This window comes from Candidatus Nanohalococcus occultus (assembly GCF_029207735.1).
In the GTDB taxonomy this organism is placed as follows: Archaea; Nanohalarchaeota; Nanosalinia; order Nanosalinales; family Nanosalinaceae; genus Nanohalococcus; species Nanohalococcus occultus.
On sequence record NZ_CP104395.1, the window covers coordinates 391,122 to 411,303 of the forward strand.

Here is a 20,182-nt window from a genome sequence, read left to right on the forward strand (position 1 = left end):
GCTGGATTGAACATGGTACTTCCAGGAATTGTCCCACAGGACGGTGGAATTCTCACCCAAATCTATATGGTAATAAGCATAATCGGATTCTTAGCTTTCCCAATACTACTACTTTTCGGATCACGGATAATGATCTGGCAGATAGACAGAAAGGTCTCATCGGTCATGGATTACCTAGAGGCCTACAGGAACGATACCAAAGCAATGTTCCTCGATAACCTGTCTTCGAACATCGGTGGGAAGACCGAACAGAAGTTCGAGACACTTCGGGACTTCAAGTTCTCGGCTCCAACGATGCTGGATCCAGCTGGAACAGTTGGAAAGCTGGAAAACGTTCTAGACGCATCGGAAAGTAAGTTTACGCGGTTTGTTGAAGCAAACGCAGATACAGAAGATCCTGAAGAACTCGCGAACCTTAACATGGCGTTCAAAGGCGTTATGGGAACCCACCAGATCTACAAGGTACTAAGACATTACAGAGAGCTTTTGGTTAAGACCCAGAACTTCCAGCTGGTTGGTATGATCCAGATGGTTCTACCGATCTACGAAGAGCTAGCTGAAAGCCAGAAGGAGGCTACAAGAGCCTTTGTAAACGGCGATCCGATCGGAGACGCAATCGGCCCACTGGTTGCCGCAAAGTTCATCTCCTCAGAACCTGAGGAAATCGCAGACGACATCATCAGAAGCAAGGAAGAGGTCGCAGGAAACGAAGTTCACGTCATCAAGTCCAACGGACCGGGCGCACGGCTCGGAAAGTACGGAGACGCAATCGATGAGATCGCAGACGAAGTAGATGCGATCATCACAGTCGATGCTGGAGCCAAGTTCGAAGGGGAACAGACCGGAGACATCAGCGAAGGAGTCGGAGTCATGATGGGCGGACCAGGAGTCGAAAAATCCAAGATCGAGGAAGCCGCCGTAGAACACGACCTACCGCTCGAAGGAATCATCATCAAACAGTCGCCTCCGGAAGCATCGAAGCCGATGAAAAAAGAGATCTACGAGGCATACAAGCCAGCAGTAGACAAAGTCGAGGAACTGGTCGAAGAGATCGATGGCACAGTAGCCGTTATTGGTGTAGGAAACACCTGTGGAATCGGAAACCAGAGAACTGAGGTCACAAACGTCGCATCCTCGCTACAGAAGTACTGGGACGAATACGAACAGCAGGAAGAGGAAGATGTCTCCTACATGGGCCTGATGCAGGTCATGCCCGGCGGCAACGCAGCGGAGATGGACAGCGCCCTGGAGAAGTTCCTCTGGAAACTCCCACGCCTCTAAAACATTTTCTCTTTTCTCCTTTTCGTGCTTGTTCTCTGCCTCTATTAAAGTTTTAAACTGGCACGAGCAAAGTAACTGTAATGCGTAGTAAAATTTTAGTAATTTCTATAGTCTTGGTGAGTCTTACAACTCTAGGAGCGGCAGGAGAGTGGACATTCCCTGATACTTCAATGACCTATGGCGGGTCTTCTTTAGTTATAGATGAGAGTTCCCCAACACCTACTATAGAATGTGTTGAAGGCTCTAGAGGCACTGAATGTTTCGGCCAGGGAGACCAGAGCGATACAGGGTCCTTGGCAGATTTAAGACTTCGGGGATGTGAAAACAGCCAGAGTATCGTAAACGAAAAATATATCGGAACCAATAGTGAAGGAAACCATGTTTCAAGATATGAGGTAAGTTTTGCGGTTCCTCAAATCATAAGCTGTGGATATGGAAACCATGAGTTGATGGTCGAGCTAGATGATGGGAGCCAAATTGTCTCTGGAGGAAACGTGTTTGTTGATGCGAAGAAGGCGGATCCTCACCGTGGAAAGGCTATCAGAGCGGCAGCGAACATAGGTACCCGCACAACAACGAGTTTTTTCCTTACAGATGAATGTGGCTTCTTCGACTGTACAGGGTCTTTAGGAAAAGGTCAGATCTTGGAAATGAAGGTACTTGAGAGAGACAACGACGTGGTTGACGGTTCAGACGACGACTGGGCGAGGGTTTCTGTGGAAGAGCCAGGAGCATTGGATCCTCTGGCGTTTGATCCCTCATCCAGCAGCCTTCACTATTTTTACCAATCAATACAGGCGACAAGTGAAGGGATAGGTGATAACTGTTTCACTGATAGTGGTTCATATTCTACTCATGATGCCTGTGATCTTCTCACACATAACTTTGAGGATATGGAAATGGATCTCGATAACCCGTCAGACGCGAATAATCTCAATAACAATATTGACAAAGCCGCCCCGTTACATAACGGACAGGGTTTCAGACCGGATGGGGATCTCCTAGTCGGTTACGTCCCAGAGCATTATGACAGTTCGGGGAATCTGGCTTCCAAGACGGGGGAGATGTACTTCCATGTCTGTAGATCAGGCGCTATGATGGACGATAAGCACGGCAGTACCACCTCTCTAGTTGCTAACGTCTCTACTGGTCCGGAACTTTACAAATGTAACACTGCCACTGAGGAATGGGAGAGAACTTATGAATGTGAAGACGGGCTTGACAACGACGGCGATGGTCTCATAGATGAAGAAGCCGACTGTGATGATACAGGAAAAGATAACAATGAGGGGGGCGTAGATCTGGGTTGTTCTCCTGTAGTTAAACAAAACTCCTCCGGGCTACACGCAGTCTGGACGAGTAATACCTGCCACGACAGCTCCAAGAAACTATCTGATTATGAAAACTACCAGGAATCGCCGGACACGTTTGAATGCTCAGAAACCAATCCGGAAGGATTCTCGGGCAGCAGGAACGATCTCTGTCAAAGAGCAGACCACAGTTCACACGGCTCCGTTATACCTGCCGTAGAGTTCTACCCGACAGAAAACTACCTCTTGTACGAAGCCCAACAGCGGCTTGGAAGAAGCCCGGAAAACGGAGATGTTTGGGAATCAGACTTCGTAAACGCAGGGGGATTCACATCCAAATACCAGACACTCCACCAAGCAGAGATGAAATACGATGGTGGAACATCCGCCTCATCCTGTGAAAACTGCCATGATGCCGACAACTGGCAGTCTAAAGGAGTTGAAAACACAGGAGACGGATACACGCCAGGAGATGATGCGGAAGCATCATGGGATGCGAAAAATGCGGGTCTTAATGAAGGCGAGGGCGTTAATCAGACGGGAGAGATGTTCCCGGGTGGTTTCGCAGGTAACTGTCCTGATGAGCTTTTCTGGTCGGAAACTGGCGATGGGTATGCATGTACAATAGGTTCTGAGGGAGCTACTTCGATGAGAGTCCAGTTTTTCAAGACGACAAGTGATGATCTTTCAGGAAGCTTTGTAGGATTCAAGATAGATCAGGAAGATGCGCTACAGTGGGAAAACTCTTACCAGCACGGACTTGAAGGAGGAGATGACTACCAGCCTCTGAGAGTTCAGTCGATGTGTTTCCTTGGAAAAGACGGTGTTGCTGTACCGGATAGTCCGGATGAGTATGTAAACATTACTCAGACCGTCCATTCTGATAGAGACACTTACGTAGTTGCGGAAGTACCTGACCGAGATTTCAGTACAGATAGTTCCTCGAAAGCCGTCAGGAAACAGTACACCTGTGTCTTTGGATTCGTACAAAGCGATACCACCTCTTTAATCCCGGGGGATGATAATCACATAACTGCGGGAGTAGAAAACGGGCCAGGACTGGTCTCAGTCAGACTTGATTACATCCACAGAGATGAACTAGGAGACCTGAGCCAGCACGCTAGCAACACTGGCTCAGTGCTGTTCGACAAGTTTGTTTCTCAGTCAGAAGCCCAACTTGGAGAGGTCCAGAACCATCCTTTGGAGGCGTACGTACGAAATTAAAGAGAGTTGGCGTGGTTTATCAGATCTTCTTCGTATTGGTCTATCACGTCTAGGAGGTGCTTTGGTCGGCTTCTGAATTCGCCGTTTTCGTATATTACCTGTTCGTAGACTCCTTTTTCGGAGTGCTGTTTTTTCTGTGCTTGTCTTACGGCATCGAGGTGGTTTCTGGTGAATTCTACTATGTTTCCTTCGTCGGGGTTGGTTCTTCGTCTCCCGACCTCTAATTGTGTTTGGAAGTCTGTGGCTACGCCGTTCTGTCTTGGGATAATGCCGTTTAATGAAAGTGCGGCGTTGGTGTGTAAGTCTTCCCAGAATTTGTCCGACTCCTCCACTTCGTCGTCTAGGTAACCCATTCGTTTCACGTATCCTGCCACTGCGTGGCCTGAGGCGAACGATACGTGTTCGTAGTTTTCGCCTTCAATTGTGTATGCTTCTGATCCTTTGGCGTCTTTTAGTCCTCCTCCTAGGTCGGGTTCCCCGAATTGGCATCTTTGGTTGCCGTTTTCATCGATGAAGACTGCTGTGCCGTTTTGTAGGATTCCGTTGAGTATACCGAGGTCTGGTAGTATGTGTGTGTCTTGTCCTACGTTGAAGTTGTCGTAGCCTTCTGTATGTAGGTTGTCTGTAGCTACGTAACATAAGGCAATTGCTTCCCTTCGGTTGTTCCTTCCTGCTCTAGCGTATGAGAAATGAAAGAGGTCGTCGAGTTGTTCGTGTCTGTTCGCGTTGTCTTTGAGGTTTGCGCTGGTTCGGGTTAGTATTCGTTTTACATCTTCTTTCGGGTTGTCTACTTCGTCTCCTAGCCATTCTGGTATGTCTAGTTCTGGTTCTTGGTTTCTTGCTGTTGTTTGGTTTCCGACGGCTTCTGTGGTTGTTTTGGACGTGGTTTCTGTGGATGTGTCTCTTGTCTGTTCTGGCGAATCAGCTAAACATCCTGCCGTGGAGGACGCTGCTATTCCTGCGCTAACCGCTGCCTCCAAAAAATCTCTTCTATTCATTCCCCGGCCCTGCTTTGAGTCTTTGTCTCCCATTTTTGATCTCCTCGTGAATGTTTTTCGTCCGCAGCATTAAATAACTGTTGGTGATTTTGTCACTTCTAGGTGAATAACTTATCTATTACGTTTCCGGTTTCTATGTTAAAATATAGTATTGGGCTGTAGATAGTAGTAATTCTATCACATTAGATTTCTTCGATACATCTGGAGGTATCTCTGGAGAGTACAGGTTTCAGAGTTAGGAATACGATATCCAAGAGACGATCGGTTATTCTACATCAACCATCCTGGAAGGGCTTACGACAGCGAAATAGAATTTGGGGGCTGAGAGCAGAGCTATTGCTCTCCTACTCCCATTGTGATAGGTATCTGCTCCATAACTGCCTCGCGCCCTCTTGATCTTATGTACTGGTCTCCGTTGGAGTTCTCGTCTATTACGAGGTAGTCAGCGTCCTCGTCTTCAAGCAGACTCGCTGTCTGGTTCTCAAAGTCTACAACCCCTGGACCGTTCATCATTGCCTGGCTTCGTGTCTTGTAGGCCTTATCGGTCAGTATTGCTGCCTCAAACTCTCCTTCCAGCCTTGTTGGGACTATTGTATATGAGAAATCCTCAGCGGGAATTCTGTAGGAGCTAGTCACGTCTTCGTAAAATCTCATGTTTGCCTGCGTTGCTTCTCTGCTATCATAGGCGAATCCACCTCCAGCTGTAAAGAAATCTGATTCGCTGAGATCGCCTACCCACCTTACGGCGGAAGCTGTTGGTATGTTGGTTCCGTAGTTCATTTCTCCGTTTTCATCTTCAAAGGCAACTCCGGATATTTTGAACAGGTTTCCGCCGTCTACGGCATGACCTGAGGTAGTAATGAGGTTTTCTCCAACTGTCTCTTCTGGAAAGCTTTCATCCAAAAAGTGAAGGTTCTGTAGTAGCTCTGCGTTCGCTCTTGTCGCGGCTTCGTGGTCTGTGAAGTGGATGAATGGTTCGTTGGAAGAGACTCCAATTTTTTGGTCTGCGTTTTGAGCCTCGCCATAGTTGCCGTGTTTAGTAGCTTCCTCTGCCATGAAATAGGCCATTTTCTCAGGAGTATTCCCGATTTTTTTAGGTCTTAGACTAGGATCGAACTTTTCGAATATTTCATCGAAGTCTTCTCTGAACTTCGGGCTGACTTTTACGTCGAAAGGAAGATCTGCGTTTGGATCTTCTGTTCTTGCTGTTGTTTGGTTTCCGACGGCTTCTGTGGTTGTTTTCGCAGTTGTTGTTTCTGTAGGAGTGCCTTCTGGTTCATTTGGTGCGTTTCCTGTACATCCTGCGGAGAGTGCTGCTACTGCTGCTCCGGCTGATGCTTTCATGAAGTTTCTTCGTGTGCTGTCGATGTCTTCTCCTTCTGAAAGTTTTTTGGCGTATGCTGCTGCGCCGCCTAGTCCTAATGCCCCGACAATTGCTTTTTCAAATGATGTGTCTGTTTCTTTCTTGTTGCCGTGGATGTCTTCTTCAAGTATTGTTCGATCTATGTTTTTTATAGCGTCTTCTGAAGGCTCTAGGATCTCGCCGTTCTTGAAGTATCGTTTTCCTCTTGGTGCCGATGACATGTAGTCTTTTTTCGTCCGCAGCATTAAATAACTGTTGGTGATTTTGTCACTTCTAGGTGAATAATGTGTTTGGTTTTCCGGATGTTTTTCTGGTTAATTATAAATGGCGGTTTTTGGAAAACTTGTTTGTATGAGGAAGATCGCCGGGGTTTTGGTTTGTTTGATGTTGTTTGTTTCTGCTTCGGCGGCGTATTCTGGTTCTTCTAGTTCTGTTCAAAGTGTTGAGTTGGGTTCTAATGGTTCTGAGCAGTTACAGGGGCCGGTTGATCGGCCGGTGGAGAAGGAATCTTCTTGGATGGACGGGGTTGAGTCGCTGGTTGATGATGTTCTTGGCGTGTTCTTTGGCTGAGATATTTATTCGGTCCTGGTAAAATATGTTTTTGTGAAACTTACGAAAACCGCGGTTTTACTTTGTCTTGTTCTCTTAACCGTCGGACTGGTTGCTGGTTATGCTGGCAGCGGATCTGGTTCCGGGGAGCCGACTACGGCGTGTAATGATGGCAGCGACAATGATGGAGATGGATTGGTTGACGGTGAGGACCCGGGTTGTTCTAATCCGCTTTATGAGGATGATTCTGAGTTCAATCTCTATGATATGGATGCTTCCTGGATTTTCGCAGGTGAGACGGATCCGAATGAGAGTTCCTCTACAGTGTTCTTTGGATCTGAGGTTGTTGATCGAGGAATTGGAAGCAGTCCGTTCGAAGACAGCATACAGGGAGCGGGAAACCGGCTTAACGAGACATATGTAAGCCAGTCACATGTCGAGTACGGTGGTGGAACCTTGGATTGGATGTTGTACGATAACAGCGATTATGAAGCCACTGATTCAGTTACCGGCCGCGGAGAGTTAATTGATTCGCCGCGTAAAGATCAGTGCGGGAACTCGAAGGTTGATGGCGACGATGATACTTTGAACTGCCCTGAGGATGCGGGTTTGCCGGATGATAGAGGTAATTCGGATGCTAACACAGTTTCGGAGGTATTAGATACGCACTCCATAACTAACGGAGACGGTACGACTCATGAAGATCCTGTAACTTATGTTATGGATTTGAATGCGAAGGAGTTCACTACTGAAGGATTCCCTGCTGGTTTCAGGACAGAAGATATTTCCTCTTCCACATCAGATGATACGAAGACTTACAGTGATATGCCATGGACTGATGTGCCTGATTTCTACGTTGATACAGACACACAGGAACTGTGGATAGTTTATCCCGAGGTCACTGACTCCGCAGTTATTGGATCTGTAACCGATAAGAGAGCGCCGCACGACGATACATACTGGGATTACAGCGGGGACGGAACAGATTATGCAGGGAGTTGTTCGGGAGCGAACTGCAGTGAAGATGAGGTGGAGCTTGGAGATCATGAGTGTGATAGTCGTTCTCCAGCTCATGTTGACGATCAGCAGCTTGATAAGGATACTACAGATACGATAAGAGCTACCTCAACAGAGCATGAGACCTCGAAATCAGGAGATAACGGATACACTGAGGATACTTCTGACCAAGATATACGCATCCAAGTAACCAACGATGACGAAGGAGGTTATAATGAGTTAGACTACGAGAAAGGTTCTTCGTGTGGGGGTTCGGTTCCCGATGACACTTGTACAGGCAGTGGATGTTCTGTTTCTGGTGGTGGAGAGTACTATTCCGGAACTGAGAAGAACTACGCGGCAGACTACGAATCAGCTACCACTGAATACAGGTATGAAACTATTGAGCTGAAGACAGCGAAAATTTTGGACTTGAATCCGGACACAAACCCTGGCAGTCAGTTAGAGCCTAAAGAAGTTCTTTTTAGCGGAGATAACTTCAAAGGAGGAGCTGAATCATACTCTTCGAATGTTTTAAGTCAAGGATTTAATGATAAAGGTTATTTCTCCTGGGAGGTATCTTCGGACACGAACAATGATATCGGTGTATCGCTCTCCCGTTTCACTTTGGATGTTGATTCCAGTAATGAGTTCATCTCGGTCCGTGACTGGTTCCGTTCGTTTGATGCTGATGGTCCTAACGGTCAGGGGGATGGGTTTCTTGGGGTTGAGGATGGCCGTATTCTTGGTACGACTACGGCGACTTTGGCAAGTGATACACGGAATAGCTCGGATGGGTCTTCGTCTAGTTTTGGGAACTTCGATTTTGTCAATCCTTCTGGTGTTGAAAACAATAATGACTTGAGCTGCCCGGAGGATCACGTCAAATGTGTTATAGATATGGATATGTCCTTGGAGAATATTGATCAGTGGGATTCTCCTACTCCGGATAGTGCGGATGTAAGCTATGAGCTTCAGAAAGAGGAGCTGGATGAGTCGCTTGGTGTCTACAAGCTTTTCCAGAATATAACTCCGGATACTGCGACTGGCACCTACGATGGAACTGTCTCAAACCCTACGCCTGGTGTGTGTGGTGATCAGCCTAACGAGTACTGGACTTACATGGAGGGGCCTGAGGTCAACAACGATGTTTTGAACAACAATAAGAACGCTCAGCAGGTCTGTGTTGATTCACGGACTGACTGTGTGGTCAAGGGTGAGGAGGTCAGTGAGGGAACGGTAGTAGATGTTTCCTCCCAGCAGACCTCTGGATTCGAGAAAAGTATTGACTCTCCGGACCGTGAAGTATGTCTGGCGATTCCGGACAGCGGCGACACACACCCAGGCGATAACTATGATTACGATGATGATGGAACCGTCGAGGAGATGGGCGGAGAATGGTACGACATGGATAATGAGGTCGCCAACCAGTACCTCAGAAATGGCGGATCGGATCTGGTTGATTTATCCAGAGAGTACGACAGTAACGGCGATGGAACTTACAACAGCAGCGATATAGATTATTACTACACGGAAAATCCGAGTGCGTACCACGCGACTTACAACCCTGCTGGCGGAGAGGAAGGTATCGCATTAGAGGATGACTGCGGGCCGAACATCGATGGCTGTGATGATTCCGGTACGAACACGGCCGGTAAGAGTCCTCTGTTTTTCTCGACGTTTACCGAAGGTGAAAAGGACGAGGACTTCCATCCGCTTTCACAGACAACAGAGCAGGATCCTGCGGCATTCAACGGAACGTTCAACAGGATAGATGATGATTCAAACCAGTTAGAGCGTTCAATGGATACTGTGGTTTCGTTTACGAATCCTAACTGGAAGACAACGTTTTACGAACGCTCTATAAGTAATAGCTCGGTTGATCAGTACGGTATCACGAAGAACTTGTCTATGCTGATCTCGACTCGTGGAGAGGCCTATGCTCCGGGCCGCACGTACCATAGAAATGGCGCGTCCCGTACTTCGACCGATGCTACCTCCCATTCGAAAACGGAAAGAGTGTTCGGTAACTCGTTTGCCGATGTTTCAACTCACAGCGATGGAAGAATCCAGCCAGGAGACGGCGTCTGGATCGATCCCGATTACATCAAGCAGGGATGGGAAAACGGCGAGTATCAGAGCATGGAGTATTTCAGCGGTTGGAGAGACAAGCTAGGTTTCAATATTGACTTGACAGGTCCTGATGCCGGTCTAGGCTTTGATACAGGTCCTAGCTCTAGTTATGAGCATCTTTCAACCGGTAACGTGGACACTGATATTGTTATTGGAGATATTTACTTCGAAGGAGAGGAAGACGGTGTTGATAACGATGGTAATGGCGGAGTCGATGAGTCCGAGGTATATGAAGGAACAAATATCGTTGGTGAGACCACTCCACGGCTTGAACCGCCGATGTGTGGGGACGACAGGAAGGAGTTTTTGATCGAGGAAATGGGCGAATCCGTCAATCCGGAAAGATATGACGGCGGTTACGCCTGTGCTGATGCCATTGATTCCTGTGTTGATATGAGTTCGACTCCGCGTATAATTGAGGCCGGTGACTACAGGAACACGGATGAGCCGGATGAAAGCGCCGGACGGGCTAAGGAGGACAAAGAGATCTGTTCACAGACAACTGTCCGCGGTCCAACGGATCCAAAGTACCGCTGGATGGACCAGGATCTAACAGAAGAATACTGTCGGGCTAACAGCTTCTACGGCAGCCAGGGTGTCCGCTGGTTCGATGAAGACTACGTCAACAACTATCCTGAAGCTGTAAAGTACGGTATCGACGATGACTGGAACGTTTACATGGAAGATGAAGGTAAATCAACGGAGCCGTCCCCGGTAGATAACGGCAACCGGACGCATAACAAGATAAGAACAACCGGTTTCTGTGGCGGAGACGATGCCGGAGAGTTCTTCGTAACACAGCAGTGTAACACAGATCTCTGTGAAACCGATACAGATGTCCAAGGAGTTGTGAAGACGCCGGGAGCATGTATACTGGATGGTTCAAAGTATCCAGCGGTCTCAAGTGATATCAGAGATACTTACCAGCCCGGGGAAGCCGTTAGATATGATTACGGCGGAGAGGTTGAAGAGATCCGATGTCTCCAGGGAACATGGTACGATAACTGGCCGATCGTGGCCGAACAGGACCAGACAGATATCACGTTGGGATCAACGAAGGCAATCTTGTTCCATGTAATCAATCCTACGGAGAACGCGATTACATTCGACCTACAGATAGAGGATACGACGATGCGGAAGTTCTCCGAGTTCAGTCAGACAGGGGAGAATACTATGAGCTTGAATGTTCCTGCCCAGAGTACCAGGACGGTCGAAGTGGATTCGATCGGAGGCAAGGACACTATTAGCGGAGTCCCGGTCTGGGTTCAGGCAACATCGACGTACTCGGATCTGACCGGAGAAGCCTATACAAATGTAAACGTCGTACCTCAACAGACTTCGGGTCAGACACAGCAAGATCCGAACGATGTACCGGGTATAGGAATTGTTCAGGTACTGGCCGCGGCGTTGACAGCTACGGCCGCAGTCTTCTTCAGTTAAGGCTGATGCCTTTCGAGAAACGTTGAGCGGCCTCATTCCGCGTATCCGACATCACGTAGGCGTCTTCAAACTCGACTAACGCATTCCGGACACGCGTGAAGTTCTTTTTATCCTCTATGTCTTTCCCAAATATGAAGCCGGGAACATAGTTTAACTCGTATCTTTCCGACAGCGCTCTACCTCGTTCTGAATCATAGTTTACCTCGCTGTAGCTTACATCAAAGTAACGCTCGGTCGCACCCTTGAAACGCTCGTAGCTACAGTTATCACAGGTTACAACGGTTACTTCTACAGGATCGTAGCTGTATGCCTGGTAGCCTTGGAAAGCAATTACTAGACCGGCTGCTATCATCAGACCTGTCAGTATACCGGTACTGAAGCTTTTCTCAAGTCTTGGCAGGCTGAATTTCCGTCCTGCCAGCTGTCTGTAATGTTTTCCAGGATGCTCTACCTTGAAATGCTCTTTCAGGTAGGTCTCGGAGGAGAAGTTTTCTCCACACTCCGGGCATTCGAACCGGTCTTTGCTCATAAACCGTTATTTGTTCTCTGGCGTTAAAACCGGTTCGGCTGCTATAGATGCTGTAGAACGGATATGTTCTACTGTAAAAATCACGTTAAGTCTTAAACCTCTAATATGTAGATAGAGGAGCTAAAATGTATGGAAAAGAAGATAGCTGGAAGGATAATCTGGAAATTGACGTAGAGAAGAGAGCCGATGGTTTATACAGTTTCAAACTTGTCTTTGAGGAGTTAAATGAAAAACAGGTTGTAAGTGCATACAACTCGGAGAAAGACCGGTTGCCGGAGACCAGAAACGGTGTATACGGGACTTCGGAAGAGGTAGTTGATTATCTTTTAACCCAGGACAGTTTCGGTGTCTCAAAGTTCCGTGAAGAACCGGAGAACGGTGACTGGGCATTGGACGTCCAGCGTGTACTGGAAAAATACGTTGATACGGGTTCAAGAACTCCGGGACGGGATGCCGTCGAACAGATCAGCACAACGGTTCTAGCAACCGTAAGCCACGCAATGGATAGAAATGCGGGTAAAGGAGGACTGGAGTTTTACTCGAATGTTCTCAGCGGAGCGTACGGCCACCGCGAACTCGAGGAAAATCCGGTTATAATAGACTTATCGGAGTACGAAGAAGATGACGCCGAAGAACCTCAAGAATCCGGGTCCGAACAGGAAGTTGACTACGAAGACTTGGTTTCCGATACTATAACCAAATCCAAGTACGAGCTTGGGAAACTTGATGAGCCTGACTGGGAAAAAGTCCTAGAAGCAGAAAAGAAAGGGAAAGACCGTATAACCTTCAAACGGTTCATCGAAGACAAGTTAGAAGAGTAGGGTTTGATTCTAAAACCTTCACCGTGAAAACTCCTGTATGACCCAGGAGCTAGGAGTAACGGTAGACAAGCACAAAGACGTACATGAATGGTACTCGGAAGTCGTAAGAAAGGCAGAGCTAGCAGATTACTCGCCTGTCAAAGGCTGTATGATTATCAAGCCTTACGGAATGCGGCTATGGGAGCTGATCAAAGAGAAACTCGATGGAAAATTCAAAGCCACCGGCGCACAGAATGCTTACTTCCCGCTTTTCATCCCTAGCGATCTCCTGGAAAAAGAAAGTGAGATAGTAGAAGGCTTCGATCTGGAAGTCGCATGGCTCGAAGAAGACGGGGAAAAAGACCAGGATCAGAGGCTGGCAATCCGTCCGACCTCGGAATCAATAATAACAGACTACATGAGCGATGAAATCCGCTCCCACAGACAGCTGCCAATGCAGTTAAACCAGTGGGCAAACGTCGTACGCTGGGAAGTCAGTGACACACGGCCGTTCCTACGTACAAGGGAGTTTCTCTGGCAGGAAGGCCATACGGCCCACGCAACAGATGAATCTGCTGAAAAAGAGGTTATGATGCGGCTTGACCAGTACAGAGAGATGATAGAAGAGGAGTTCGCAATCCCATCAATTACAGGTTACAAGCCGGAACACGATAAGTTCCCGGGCGCAAAGTATACTTCAACAATCGAGACCTTGATGCCGGACGGACGGTCAATCCAGAGTGGAACCTCCCACCACCTGGGACAGCATTTTGCCGAGGCCTTCGATGTAACCTTTGAAGATGAGAACGGAGATACACAGACGGCTCATACCACTTCGTGGGGCTTTTCCACCCGTGTAATCGGAGCGATCGTACTGGCACACGGAGACGACGATGGACTCGTAATGCCTCCGAACATCGCACCAATCCAGGCAGTTGTCGTACCTATCTACCAGGAAGACAACCAAGAAGAAGTCGAAGAGTACGCCGAAAAAGTCGCTGAAGATCTCGAGGAGAAAGGACTACGTGTCGAATACGACGACCGGGAGCATCGTACCCCTGGCTACAAGTTCAACGAATGGGAGCTGAAAGGAGTGCCGCTGAGAATCGAGGTCGGACCGAACGAGATGGAAGACCAAGCGGTTACAACTGTGAGACGAGACTCCGGAGACAAGCAGATGGGCTTGGATCGAGAACAGTTTATCGATGAGGTAGAACAGAGGCTCGATGAGATCCAGAAATCAATGTATTCCGAACTCGAAGACTACCAGCAGGAAAACATCAGGGAAGCAACCAGCAAACAGGAGATCCTCGGAACAATCGGTAAATCACGCGGCTATGTTAAGACCAAGTGGTGTGGTAAAGAAGGGTGTGAAACCGAGATCAAAGACCAGGTAGCCGCGGAAATCGTTGTCCTACCGTTCGAAGAAGACTCTGAACCAGAACAGATCCAGGGTGACGAAGATCATCTGGAAGGAGAATGCGCAGTGTGTGGCGATAGCGCTAAAAGATGGGCTTACTTTGCGAAGAATTACTAGCGAGGTATGTCTTGGAAAAAACTGTTTTCGACAGGGAGTAGGAAAGAGATAGCCCTCGCCCATCCTTTTTTCATACTCTTTTTTATGTTCTATTGATGACAACGGTTGTAATGGATCACAGCGATGTTGGTGTTTTTGAGAATGAAGTAGTGTCTGAGTCTTATGTTTCTCACCGTTTCTTTGACAGTATTTCGGATTTAGAGGGTCTAGAGCCGGATAACTATGTTTTAGATGTAAATGTTCCTTATTCGTCCGCAGTTGGCAGAAAGTATGTCTCTGAGCTGTTCTCGGCTAAAGAACAGACACAGGGAGCTTTGAACTTTTTAGGTTCTCAAATATTTGAATCTAAGGAGAAAAATGGGACTTCGATTGAGGAGTTTATCTCGACTCCGGTCTCGAGAAACCGGAGCGTTAGGTTTCTCTCGAACGATAGCTCGATCTATATTCCGGATACTGCGGAAACCTGTATCCAGAAATCAACTGAGCCGGACGATGAACAGGTTCTGTCGTTTTTCCAGGATTTTTCGGAAACCGTAAACGTAACAGGTTACATGGATATAGTTGAATACTCACAAGAGGGCCTAAAAGCGGTTGATGGAGAGGTAGATGAGGAGGGTGCTATAGCCGAAGCTGCCAGAGACTTGGAAGGATCTACCTGTGTACTTACCTATGATTCAGATATGCTAAAGGAGAATGTCAGAGCCACACTGCCTGAGATTGCTTACGCTCTCGAATAAAGGGCAGAAAAACAAGTTTTAGATCGGGCGTGAGCTGTGGGCGCCAGATCCTTCAGCAGAGATTTTCACTCTTATAAATCCTTCCTGCTCTGTGATAACCTTCAGGCATTCATCGTTTCGTCTTTGAGGGCTTAAAGGAGCTTCAGCTCCCTCCAGCCGTTGTGTTTTTACTAAAAATTGTTAAAAATGTTCTTTCCGGCTGATAAATAAGTCTGTCAGACCTGAGCGTCTAGTAGCTCAAGGTCTTCTTTCATGCGTGGGATATCCAGCTTCCGTTTAAGCCTTCTGAAGGTGTTGTGGTCCTGTTTTTCCAGGATTGTGATTGCTTCTCCTTCCCGTCCTTGGCGGCCGGCTCGTCCGATTCTGTGGGTGTAGGTATCGGCGGTATCCGGTACATCGAAGTTGAAGACGTGGGTTACATCGTCGATGTCAAGCCCGCGTGCGGCTACATCGGTTGCCACCAGTACTTTTACCTCTCCTTTCTCGAAACGGTCAACGAGTTTCTCTCTTTGTTTCTGGCTCATATCGCCGTTGAGTGCCTCTGCGTCGATACCGTTTTTCCGCAGCTTATCGGAAAGCCAGCGAGTGTTGTTCTTCGTCTTACAGAAAACGATTGATAGCTCTCTATCCCGTTTTTTCAGTAAAGTGTAGAGGGTGGATATTTTCTCATGGTTCTTCGCTTCTACGTATTTTTCACTCAAGTTCCGGGTGTGTTCCTCTTTTTTCACCCTCAGGATCTTCGGTGAGATATCGTATTTTTTACACATCTTTTCCAGCGATCCGGGAATTGTCGCCCCGAACAGCAGGTTCTGGCGGTTTTCCGGGACGTAACGCATGATCTGTTCTAGCTCGTCCTGGAATCCCATATCAAGCATCCGGTCGGCCTCATCCAGCACGAAGTACTCGAGTTCTGATACATCTAACTTGTTTTTCTTCAGCAAATCAAGGATTCGGCCGGGTGTTCCAACCACGATGTTGGCTTTTTTCGCATCCTGGATTTGAGGTCCGTAACTTACGCCTCCATAGATTACAGCGGTGTTGACTGAGTCACCAGCCGCTTTGCTAATTTCTTCTTCTACCTGCTTGGCTAGCTCTCTTACAGGCGTTAATACAAGTGCCTGGGTTTTGTTTCCTTTTGCTTGTTCGATTATCGGCAGTGAAAATGCCAGTGTTTTACCTGATCCTGTCTCGGATTCAACTAGTACGTCGTATCCTTTCTTTACGCGCGGGTATGATATTCTCTGTACTGTGGTCGGTTCTGTGATCCCCTGGGCTTCCAGGTTTTTGACCACTTCCTCTGATATTCCTAGGTCTTCGAAACTCTTAGTCATACCTTAACATTAGACAGATACCTTCATGTTACCCCGGGTTATTCAACCGCTTCGATCCAAAACTCGGCTATGATACTGGAAAACATCCGTTTTCTCGTAACTCAGAACGAAAACCGGGAGATACTGGAAGACATAGATCTCAGGATAGAGGACGGGAAAATCACCGAGATCTCGGAAAACATCGAAGCCGAAGATGAAAAGATAGACTGTTCGAACAAAATTGTTCTACCGGGTCTGATCAACTGCCATACACACGTCTCTATGTCTCTTTTACGCGGTGTATCCGACGACAAGGAGCTGGATGAATGGCTTCACGAAGAAATTATTCCCCGAGAAACCGAGCTAAGCCCGCAAGATGTGTACGATGGAGCCTTGCTTGGAATCAAGGAGATGCTAAAGTCCGGTACGACCTGTTTCAACGACATGTACGCCCCGGAGGAAAAAGTCGCTGAAGCCGTAGACAAAACAGGTATCAGAGCGGTTCTGGCCAACGGTATAATTGAAAGATCGGATATAGACAGTAGATTAGAGGAAAGTCGGGAGTTCATCGAGTCTTTCAGGACGCATCCTCGGATTAAACCGGTTGTAAGCCCGCATGCGGTTTATACTGTTTCGGAAAACAGTCTTGAAAAGTTGAAAGAACAGGCTGAAGAGCTAGATACATCGCTTCATATCCATTTATCGGAGACTAGAAGCGAGAACGAAGATTTCAAGGCGGAAAATGGCGAGCGGCCTGTTGAGTTCCTTGAGAGAATCGGTTTGCTGGATGAAAACGTTATCGCAGCTCACTGTACGCATTTAACGGAAGAAGAGATTGATTTGCTTGCGGAAAACAGTGTTTCGGTCTCACATAATCCGTGTGCGAATCTCAAACTTGGAAGCGGTATCGCTCCGGTCCCAGAGCTATTGGAAAAAGAGGTTTCGGTGGGTCTTGGAACCGATGGTCCGGCTTCGAACAATTCGTTTAACATGTTCGAGGAGATGAAGTTCGCGTCTTTAATCCAGAAAAACAGTGATCCGGAAACAATGAGCGCCCAGCAAGTTTTGGACATGGCGACTGTAAACGGAGCAGAGGCCCTCGGACTCGATAATATAGGTTCGATAGAGAGAGGTAATAAGGCGGATCTGGTGGCTGTCGAAGTTGATGAGGCAGTGAAGCCGGCTGAAAAAGACAGGATTGTTTCCCACCTTGTTTTTTCGACGCCGAGTGTTTCCGAGACAGTGGTTGATGGAGAGGTGCTTGTCAGGGATGGCGAACTGGTGGAAAAAGTCAAGGACTTTTAAGACTAGCTCCGGAATTCAGTATTAAGATATTGGACCTTTAATGGGTCTTTCTCCTCCGGAGTTGATACTTTATGCAGAACCAACAGCAGCAAGAAAAAATGGACGAGCTTAAAACTGGTACTACAACAGTTGGAATGACAACAGAAGACGGCGTCATTCTCGCAGCGGATCGCAGAGCCTCAATGGGGCGTCTGACCGCTTCCAAATACGCAAGAAAAATCTATAAACTAGATGACAATCTAGGTCTTACGATCGCAGGCAGCGTCGGAGACGCACAGAAGATCGTGCGCACGATGAGAAGCCAATTGAATCTTCACAAGCTGGAGACAAAGGAGCTTTCGATCAAAGGAGCTGGAACACTTCTATCGAACATTCTACACGGCAACAAGATGATGCCTTTCATGAACCAGTTCATCCTAGGCGGAATCAACGAGGACGGAGGCGTTCTATACGATCTTGACCCGGCAGGAGGACTCATGGCTCATCACAAGTACACGGCAACCGGATCCGGAAGCCAGATGGCATACGGAGTACTGGAAAACCGGTACGAGAAAGGAATGGATCACGAAGAAGCTAAGAAGCTCGCAATCGAGTCCATTCAGAGCGCAATGGAGAGAGACACAGCTTCCGGAAACGGGGTAATGGTCGCTGAAATCACAGAAGACGGTTTCGAAGTCGTTGAAGAGAAAGAAGTAGAGTCTACACTCAACTAGTGAATTTTGATGGGCGAACTAGAAGACGTAAAAGACCTGCTTCCGGCAAACGCTTCTATCTCGGATACGCGTTATGAAGCATCGGACATTGTAATCTATACTGACAGCAAGGAGTTTTTCCTGGATCACTCCGAGGCTGTCAGGAAGATTGTTTCAAACTTGAAAAAACGCGTCGAGGTTCGTCCATCCTCAAAACTCTTCAGCAAACCGGAAAACGCTGAAAAGAAGCTTAAAGATATTATTCCAAGCGAGGCGGGCTTCGATGAAGCCATTTTCCAGCCTTCACTTGGAAAAGTTATAATTAGAGCGGAAAAGCCTGGCCGTGTAATCGGAAACAACGGCAGGACTTTAGACGAGATAAAGAAGAAAACTCTCTGGGCGCCACAGGTCGAGCGTGTCCCGGCGATCAAATCAAAGATCGTTGACCGCGCCCGTGAACTAACCGTAGAGGACCCTGAGTTCCGGAAGGACTTCCTTCACGATGTAGGGAAAAAGATCCGGAGAGGAGATCCTCCCGAAGACGAATGGGTTCGCGTAGGCGGACTTGGAGGCTTCCGTCAGGTCGGACGCTCTAGCGTCCTGCTTCAGACAGAACAGTCAACAGTTCTGATGGATGCGGGTATCAATCCGAGTGCCGAGCCAGGAACCAAGGATAACTTCCCGATTCTGAACGCCCCAGAGCTTGACCTACAGGACTTGGATGCTGTGGTTTTGAGCCACGCACACATGGATCACTGCGGTATGATTCCTTACCTGTACAAGATGGGGTATGATGGTCCTCTGTACTGTACGAAGCCAACCAGGGATCTGATGATCATGCTGGCTCTTGACTACATTGGTATCGCACATCAGGAAAACCAGGATGCGCCATATGATTCGAGTGCTATCAAGAAAGCGATCAAACGCACAATCACGCCGGATTATGGAGAGGTAACTGATATCACCTCGGATATGAAACTTACCTTGCGCAACTCGGGTCACATCATCGGAAGCTCGTTGTGTCACGTCCACGTGGGTGAGGGAATCCACAACGTGCTTTACACAGGGGATTACAACTACGATAAATCCGAGATGCTTCGTCCGGCAGATACTAACTTCAAACGCGTTGAGACGATGATCACGGAATCGACCTACGGAGGTAAAGACGACCGACAGCAGCCGAGAGAGGAGGCTCAGAAAAAGTTCCTCTCGAAGATGAAACAGACACTTTCCAAGGGCGGAAAGGTTATTGTGCCTGTTTTCGCTATCGGGCGCTCACAGGAGATACTGGGTATGCTGGCCGATGAACTGGACAGAGACTACTTTGATTACCCGCTGTACATCGACGGTATGATCAAGGATGCGAACGCTTTACACACAGCGTACCCCGAGTTCCTATCGAAGAAGGTTCAGAAAAAGATCTTCCAGGAGGAGAACAATCCGTTCACCAACGACCAGCTTCACTCAATTGGATCAAACTCGGAACGTGAGGACGTTATAGAGGGCGGTCCTTCAATCATCCTCGCAACCTCTGGTATGCTTACAGGAGGTCCGATCCTATCCTACCTGGAGGCCCTTGCCGATGATCCGAAAAACACCATGATCTTTGTAGGGTATCAGGCATCTGGAACCCTTGGTAACAAGATCCAGCAGGGACGGTCAACGGTCAACATCAACGGAAAACGAGTGGATGTAAACCTGGATGTAAATACAGTATCAGGTTTCTCTGCACACAGCGACCGACAGCAGATCATCAACTTCTCTAAGAACCTTCGAAGCTCTCCGAACAGAGTTCTTACGAACCACGGGGAGGAATCAAAGTGTTTCTCCTTAGCTAGTACGCTTCACAAGGTTCTACACATCGATACTTCTGCTCCGCAGAACCTCGATGTCAACCGTCTGAACTAGATCGGGCAGGGAGCGGTTTTCTCCCGTCTTATTTTCTCTATATCTTTTATTGAGGTAGTTTACATACTTG

At 47.8% G+C, this 20,182-nt stretch carries 14 protein-coding genes; 10 read left to right on the forward strand and 4 right to left on the reverse strand.

What is annotated here, in order from left to right:
• The first annotated feature begins 12 nt into the window (after window positions 1–12).
• Together SVXnc_RS02075 and SVXnc_RS02080 are read left to right on the forward strand one after the other, a co-directional pair.
• Window positions 13–1,281 carry a DUF1512 family protein gene (locus SVXnc_RS02075; RefSeq protein WP_347722308.1) on the forward strand — a complete coding sequence of 423 codons (1,269 nt, stop codon included), beginning with the start codon at window positions 13–15 and terminating at the stop codon, window positions 1,279–1,281.
• A gap of 116 nt (window positions 1,282–1,397) precedes the next feature.
• On the forward strand, window positions 1,398–3,815 hold the full coding sequence (locus SVXnc_RS02080; RefSeq protein ID WP_347722309.1) for a hypothetical protein: 2,418 nt from the start codon (window positions 1,398–1,400) through the stop codon (window positions 3,813–3,815).
• On the opposite strand, the gene SVXnc_RS02085 is transcribed toward SVXnc_RS02080, so the two are convergent.
• Entirely contained in the window at window positions 3,812–4,846 is a 1,035-nt protein-coding gene (locus tag SVXnc_RS02085) for a hypothetical protein (protein WP_347722310.1), read from the reverse strand. The genes SVXnc_RS02080 and SVXnc_RS02085 overlap by 4 nt on opposite strands.
• A gap of 300 nt (window positions 4,847–5,146) precedes the next feature.
• Window positions 5,147–6,397 (reverse strand): twin-arginine translocation signal domain-containing protein, encoded by a 1,251-nt coding sequence (locus SVXnc_RS02090; RefSeq protein ID WP_347722311.1) that lies wholly within the window; start codon window positions 6,395–6,397, stop codon window positions 5,147–5,149.
• Between the two features lie 130 nt (window positions 6,398–6,527).
• On the opposite strand from SVXnc_RS02090, the gene SVXnc_RS02095 reads away from it, so the two are divergent.
• Together SVXnc_RS02095 and SVXnc_RS02100 are read left to right on the forward strand one after the other, a co-directional pair.
• On the forward strand, window positions 6,528–6,746 hold the full coding sequence (locus SVXnc_RS02095; RefSeq protein ID WP_347722312.1) for a hypothetical protein: 219 nt from the start codon (window positions 6,528–6,530) through the stop codon (window positions 6,744–6,746).
• Between the two features lie 33 nt (window positions 6,747–6,779).
• A complete protein-coding gene (locus SVXnc_RS02100) occupies window positions 6,780–11,294 on the forward strand; it encodes a hypothetical protein (protein WP_347722313.1) in 4,515 nt (1,504 codons plus the stop codon).
• Here SVXnc_RS02100 and SVXnc_RS02105 read toward each other — a convergent pair.
• Window positions 11,287–11,823: a hypothetical protein gene (locus SVXnc_RS02105; RefSeq protein ID WP_347722314.1), complete on the reverse strand. Its 537-nt coding sequence runs from the start codon at window positions 11,821–11,823 to the stop codon at window positions 11,287–11,289. The two genes, SVXnc_RS02100 and SVXnc_RS02105, sit on opposite strands and share 8 nt — an antisense overlap.
• A gap of 125 nt (window positions 11,824–11,948) precedes the next feature.
• Here SVXnc_RS02105 and SVXnc_RS02110 point away from each other — a divergent pair, with 125 nt between their 5' ends.
• From SVXnc_RS02110 to SVXnc_RS02120, 3 genes are all read left to right on the forward strand, one after another.
• Window positions 11,949–12,644 carry a hypothetical protein gene (locus SVXnc_RS02110; protein WP_347722315.1) on the forward strand — a complete coding sequence of 232 codons (696 nt, stop codon included), beginning with the start codon at window positions 11,949–11,951 and terminating at the stop codon, window positions 12,642–12,644.
• 37 nt (window positions 12,645–12,681) lie between these two features.
• Window positions 12,682–14,160, forward strand: coding sequence for a proline--tRNA ligase (gene proS, locus SVXnc_RS02115; RefSeq protein WP_347722316.1), 1,479 nt, complete (start codon window positions 12,682–12,684; stop codon window positions 14,158–14,160).
• 95 nt (window positions 14,161–14,255) lie between these two features.
• Complete coding sequence (locus tag SVXnc_RS02120) at window positions 14,256–14,897, forward strand: hypothetical protein (RefSeq protein ID WP_347722317.1); 642 nt, start codon at window positions 14,256–14,258, stop codon at window positions 14,895–14,897.
• 215 nt (window positions 14,898–15,112) lie between these two features.
• Here SVXnc_RS02120 and SVXnc_RS02125 read toward each other — a convergent pair whose 3' ends face one another.
• Window positions 15,113–16,228 (reverse strand): DEAD/DEAH box helicase, encoded by a 1,116-nt coding sequence (locus tag SVXnc_RS02125; protein ID WP_347722318.1) that lies wholly within the window; start codon window positions 16,226–16,228, stop codon window positions 15,113–15,115.
• Between the two features lie 69 nt (window positions 16,229–16,297).
• Between SVXnc_RS02125 and SVXnc_RS02130 the strand changes: the two genes are divergently transcribed.
• The 3 genes from SVXnc_RS02130 to SVXnc_RS02140 all read left to right on the forward strand — a co-directional run bounded on the left by SVXnc_RS02130 (window position 16,298) and on the right by SVXnc_RS02140 (window position 20,112).
• Window positions 16,298–17,512 (forward strand): amidohydrolase, encoded by a 1,215-nt coding sequence (locus SVXnc_RS02130; RefSeq protein WP_347722319.1) that lies wholly within the window; start codon window positions 16,298–16,300, stop codon window positions 17,510–17,512.
• 98 nt (window positions 17,513–17,610) lie between these two features.
• Window positions 17,611–18,225, forward strand: coding sequence for an archaeal proteasome endopeptidase complex subunit beta (gene psmB, locus SVXnc_RS02135; protein ID WP_347722414.1), 615 nt, complete (start codon window positions 17,611–17,613; stop codon window positions 18,223–18,225).
• A 9-nt stretch (window positions 18,226–18,234) separates the two neighbouring features.
• Window positions 18,235–20,112, forward strand: coding sequence for a beta-CASP ribonuclease aCPSF1 (locus tag SVXnc_RS02140; protein WP_347722320.1), 1,878 nt, complete (start codon window positions 18,235–18,237; stop codon window positions 20,110–20,112).
• Window positions 20,113–20,182: the final 70 nt, after the last annotated feature.

Excerpts from the sequence above, each read along its gene's own strand:
- SVXnc_RS02085 (WP_347722310.1), bottom strand. The coding sequence starts at position 4,846 with ATGGGAGACAAAGACTCAAAGCAGGGCCGGGGAATGAATAGAAGAGAT.
- SVXnc_RS02110 (WP_347722315.1), top strand. The coding sequence starts at position 11,949 with ATGTATGGAAAAGAAGATAGCTGGAAGGATAATCTGGAAATTGACGTA.
- proS (WP_347722316.1), top strand. The coding sequence starts at position 12,682 with ATGACCCAGGAGCTAGGAGTAACGGTAGACAAGCACAAAGACGTACAT.
- SVXnc_RS02090 (WP_347722311.1), bottom strand. The coding sequence starts at position 6,397 with ATGTCATCGGCACCAAGAGGAAAACGATACTTCAAGAACGGCGAGATC.
- SVXnc_RS02075 (WP_347722308.1), top strand. The coding sequence starts at position 13 with ATGGTACTTCCAGGAATTGTCCCACAGGACGGTGGAATTCTCACCCAA.
- SVXnc_RS02130 (WP_347722319.1), top strand. The coding sequence starts at position 16,298 with ATGATACTGGAAAACATCCGTTTTCTCGTAACTCAGAACGAAAACCGG.
- SVXnc_RS02125 (WP_347722318.1), bottom strand. The coding sequence starts at position 16,228 with ATGACTAAGAGTTTCGAAGACCTAGGAATATCAGAGGAAGTGGTCAAA.
- psmB (WP_347722414.1), top strand. The coding sequence starts at position 17,611 with ATGGACGAGCTTAAAACTGGTACTACAACAGTTGGAATGACAACAGAA.
- SVXnc_RS02140 (WP_347722320.1), top strand. The coding sequence starts at position 18,235 with ATGGGCGAACTAGAAGACGTAAAAGACCTGCTTCCGGCAAACGCTTCT.
- SVXnc_RS02105 (WP_347722314.1), bottom strand. The coding sequence starts at position 11,823 with ATGAGCAAAGACCGGTTCGAATGCCCGGAGTGTGGAGAAAACTTCTCC.
- SVXnc_RS02120 (WP_347722317.1), top strand. The coding sequence starts at position 14,256 with ATGACAACGGTTGTAATGGATCACAGCGATGTTGGTGTTTTTGAGAAT.
- SVXnc_RS02095 (WP_347722312.1), top strand. The coding sequence starts at position 6,528 with ATGAGGAAGATCGCCGGGGTTTTGGTTTGTTTGATGTTGTTTGTTTCT.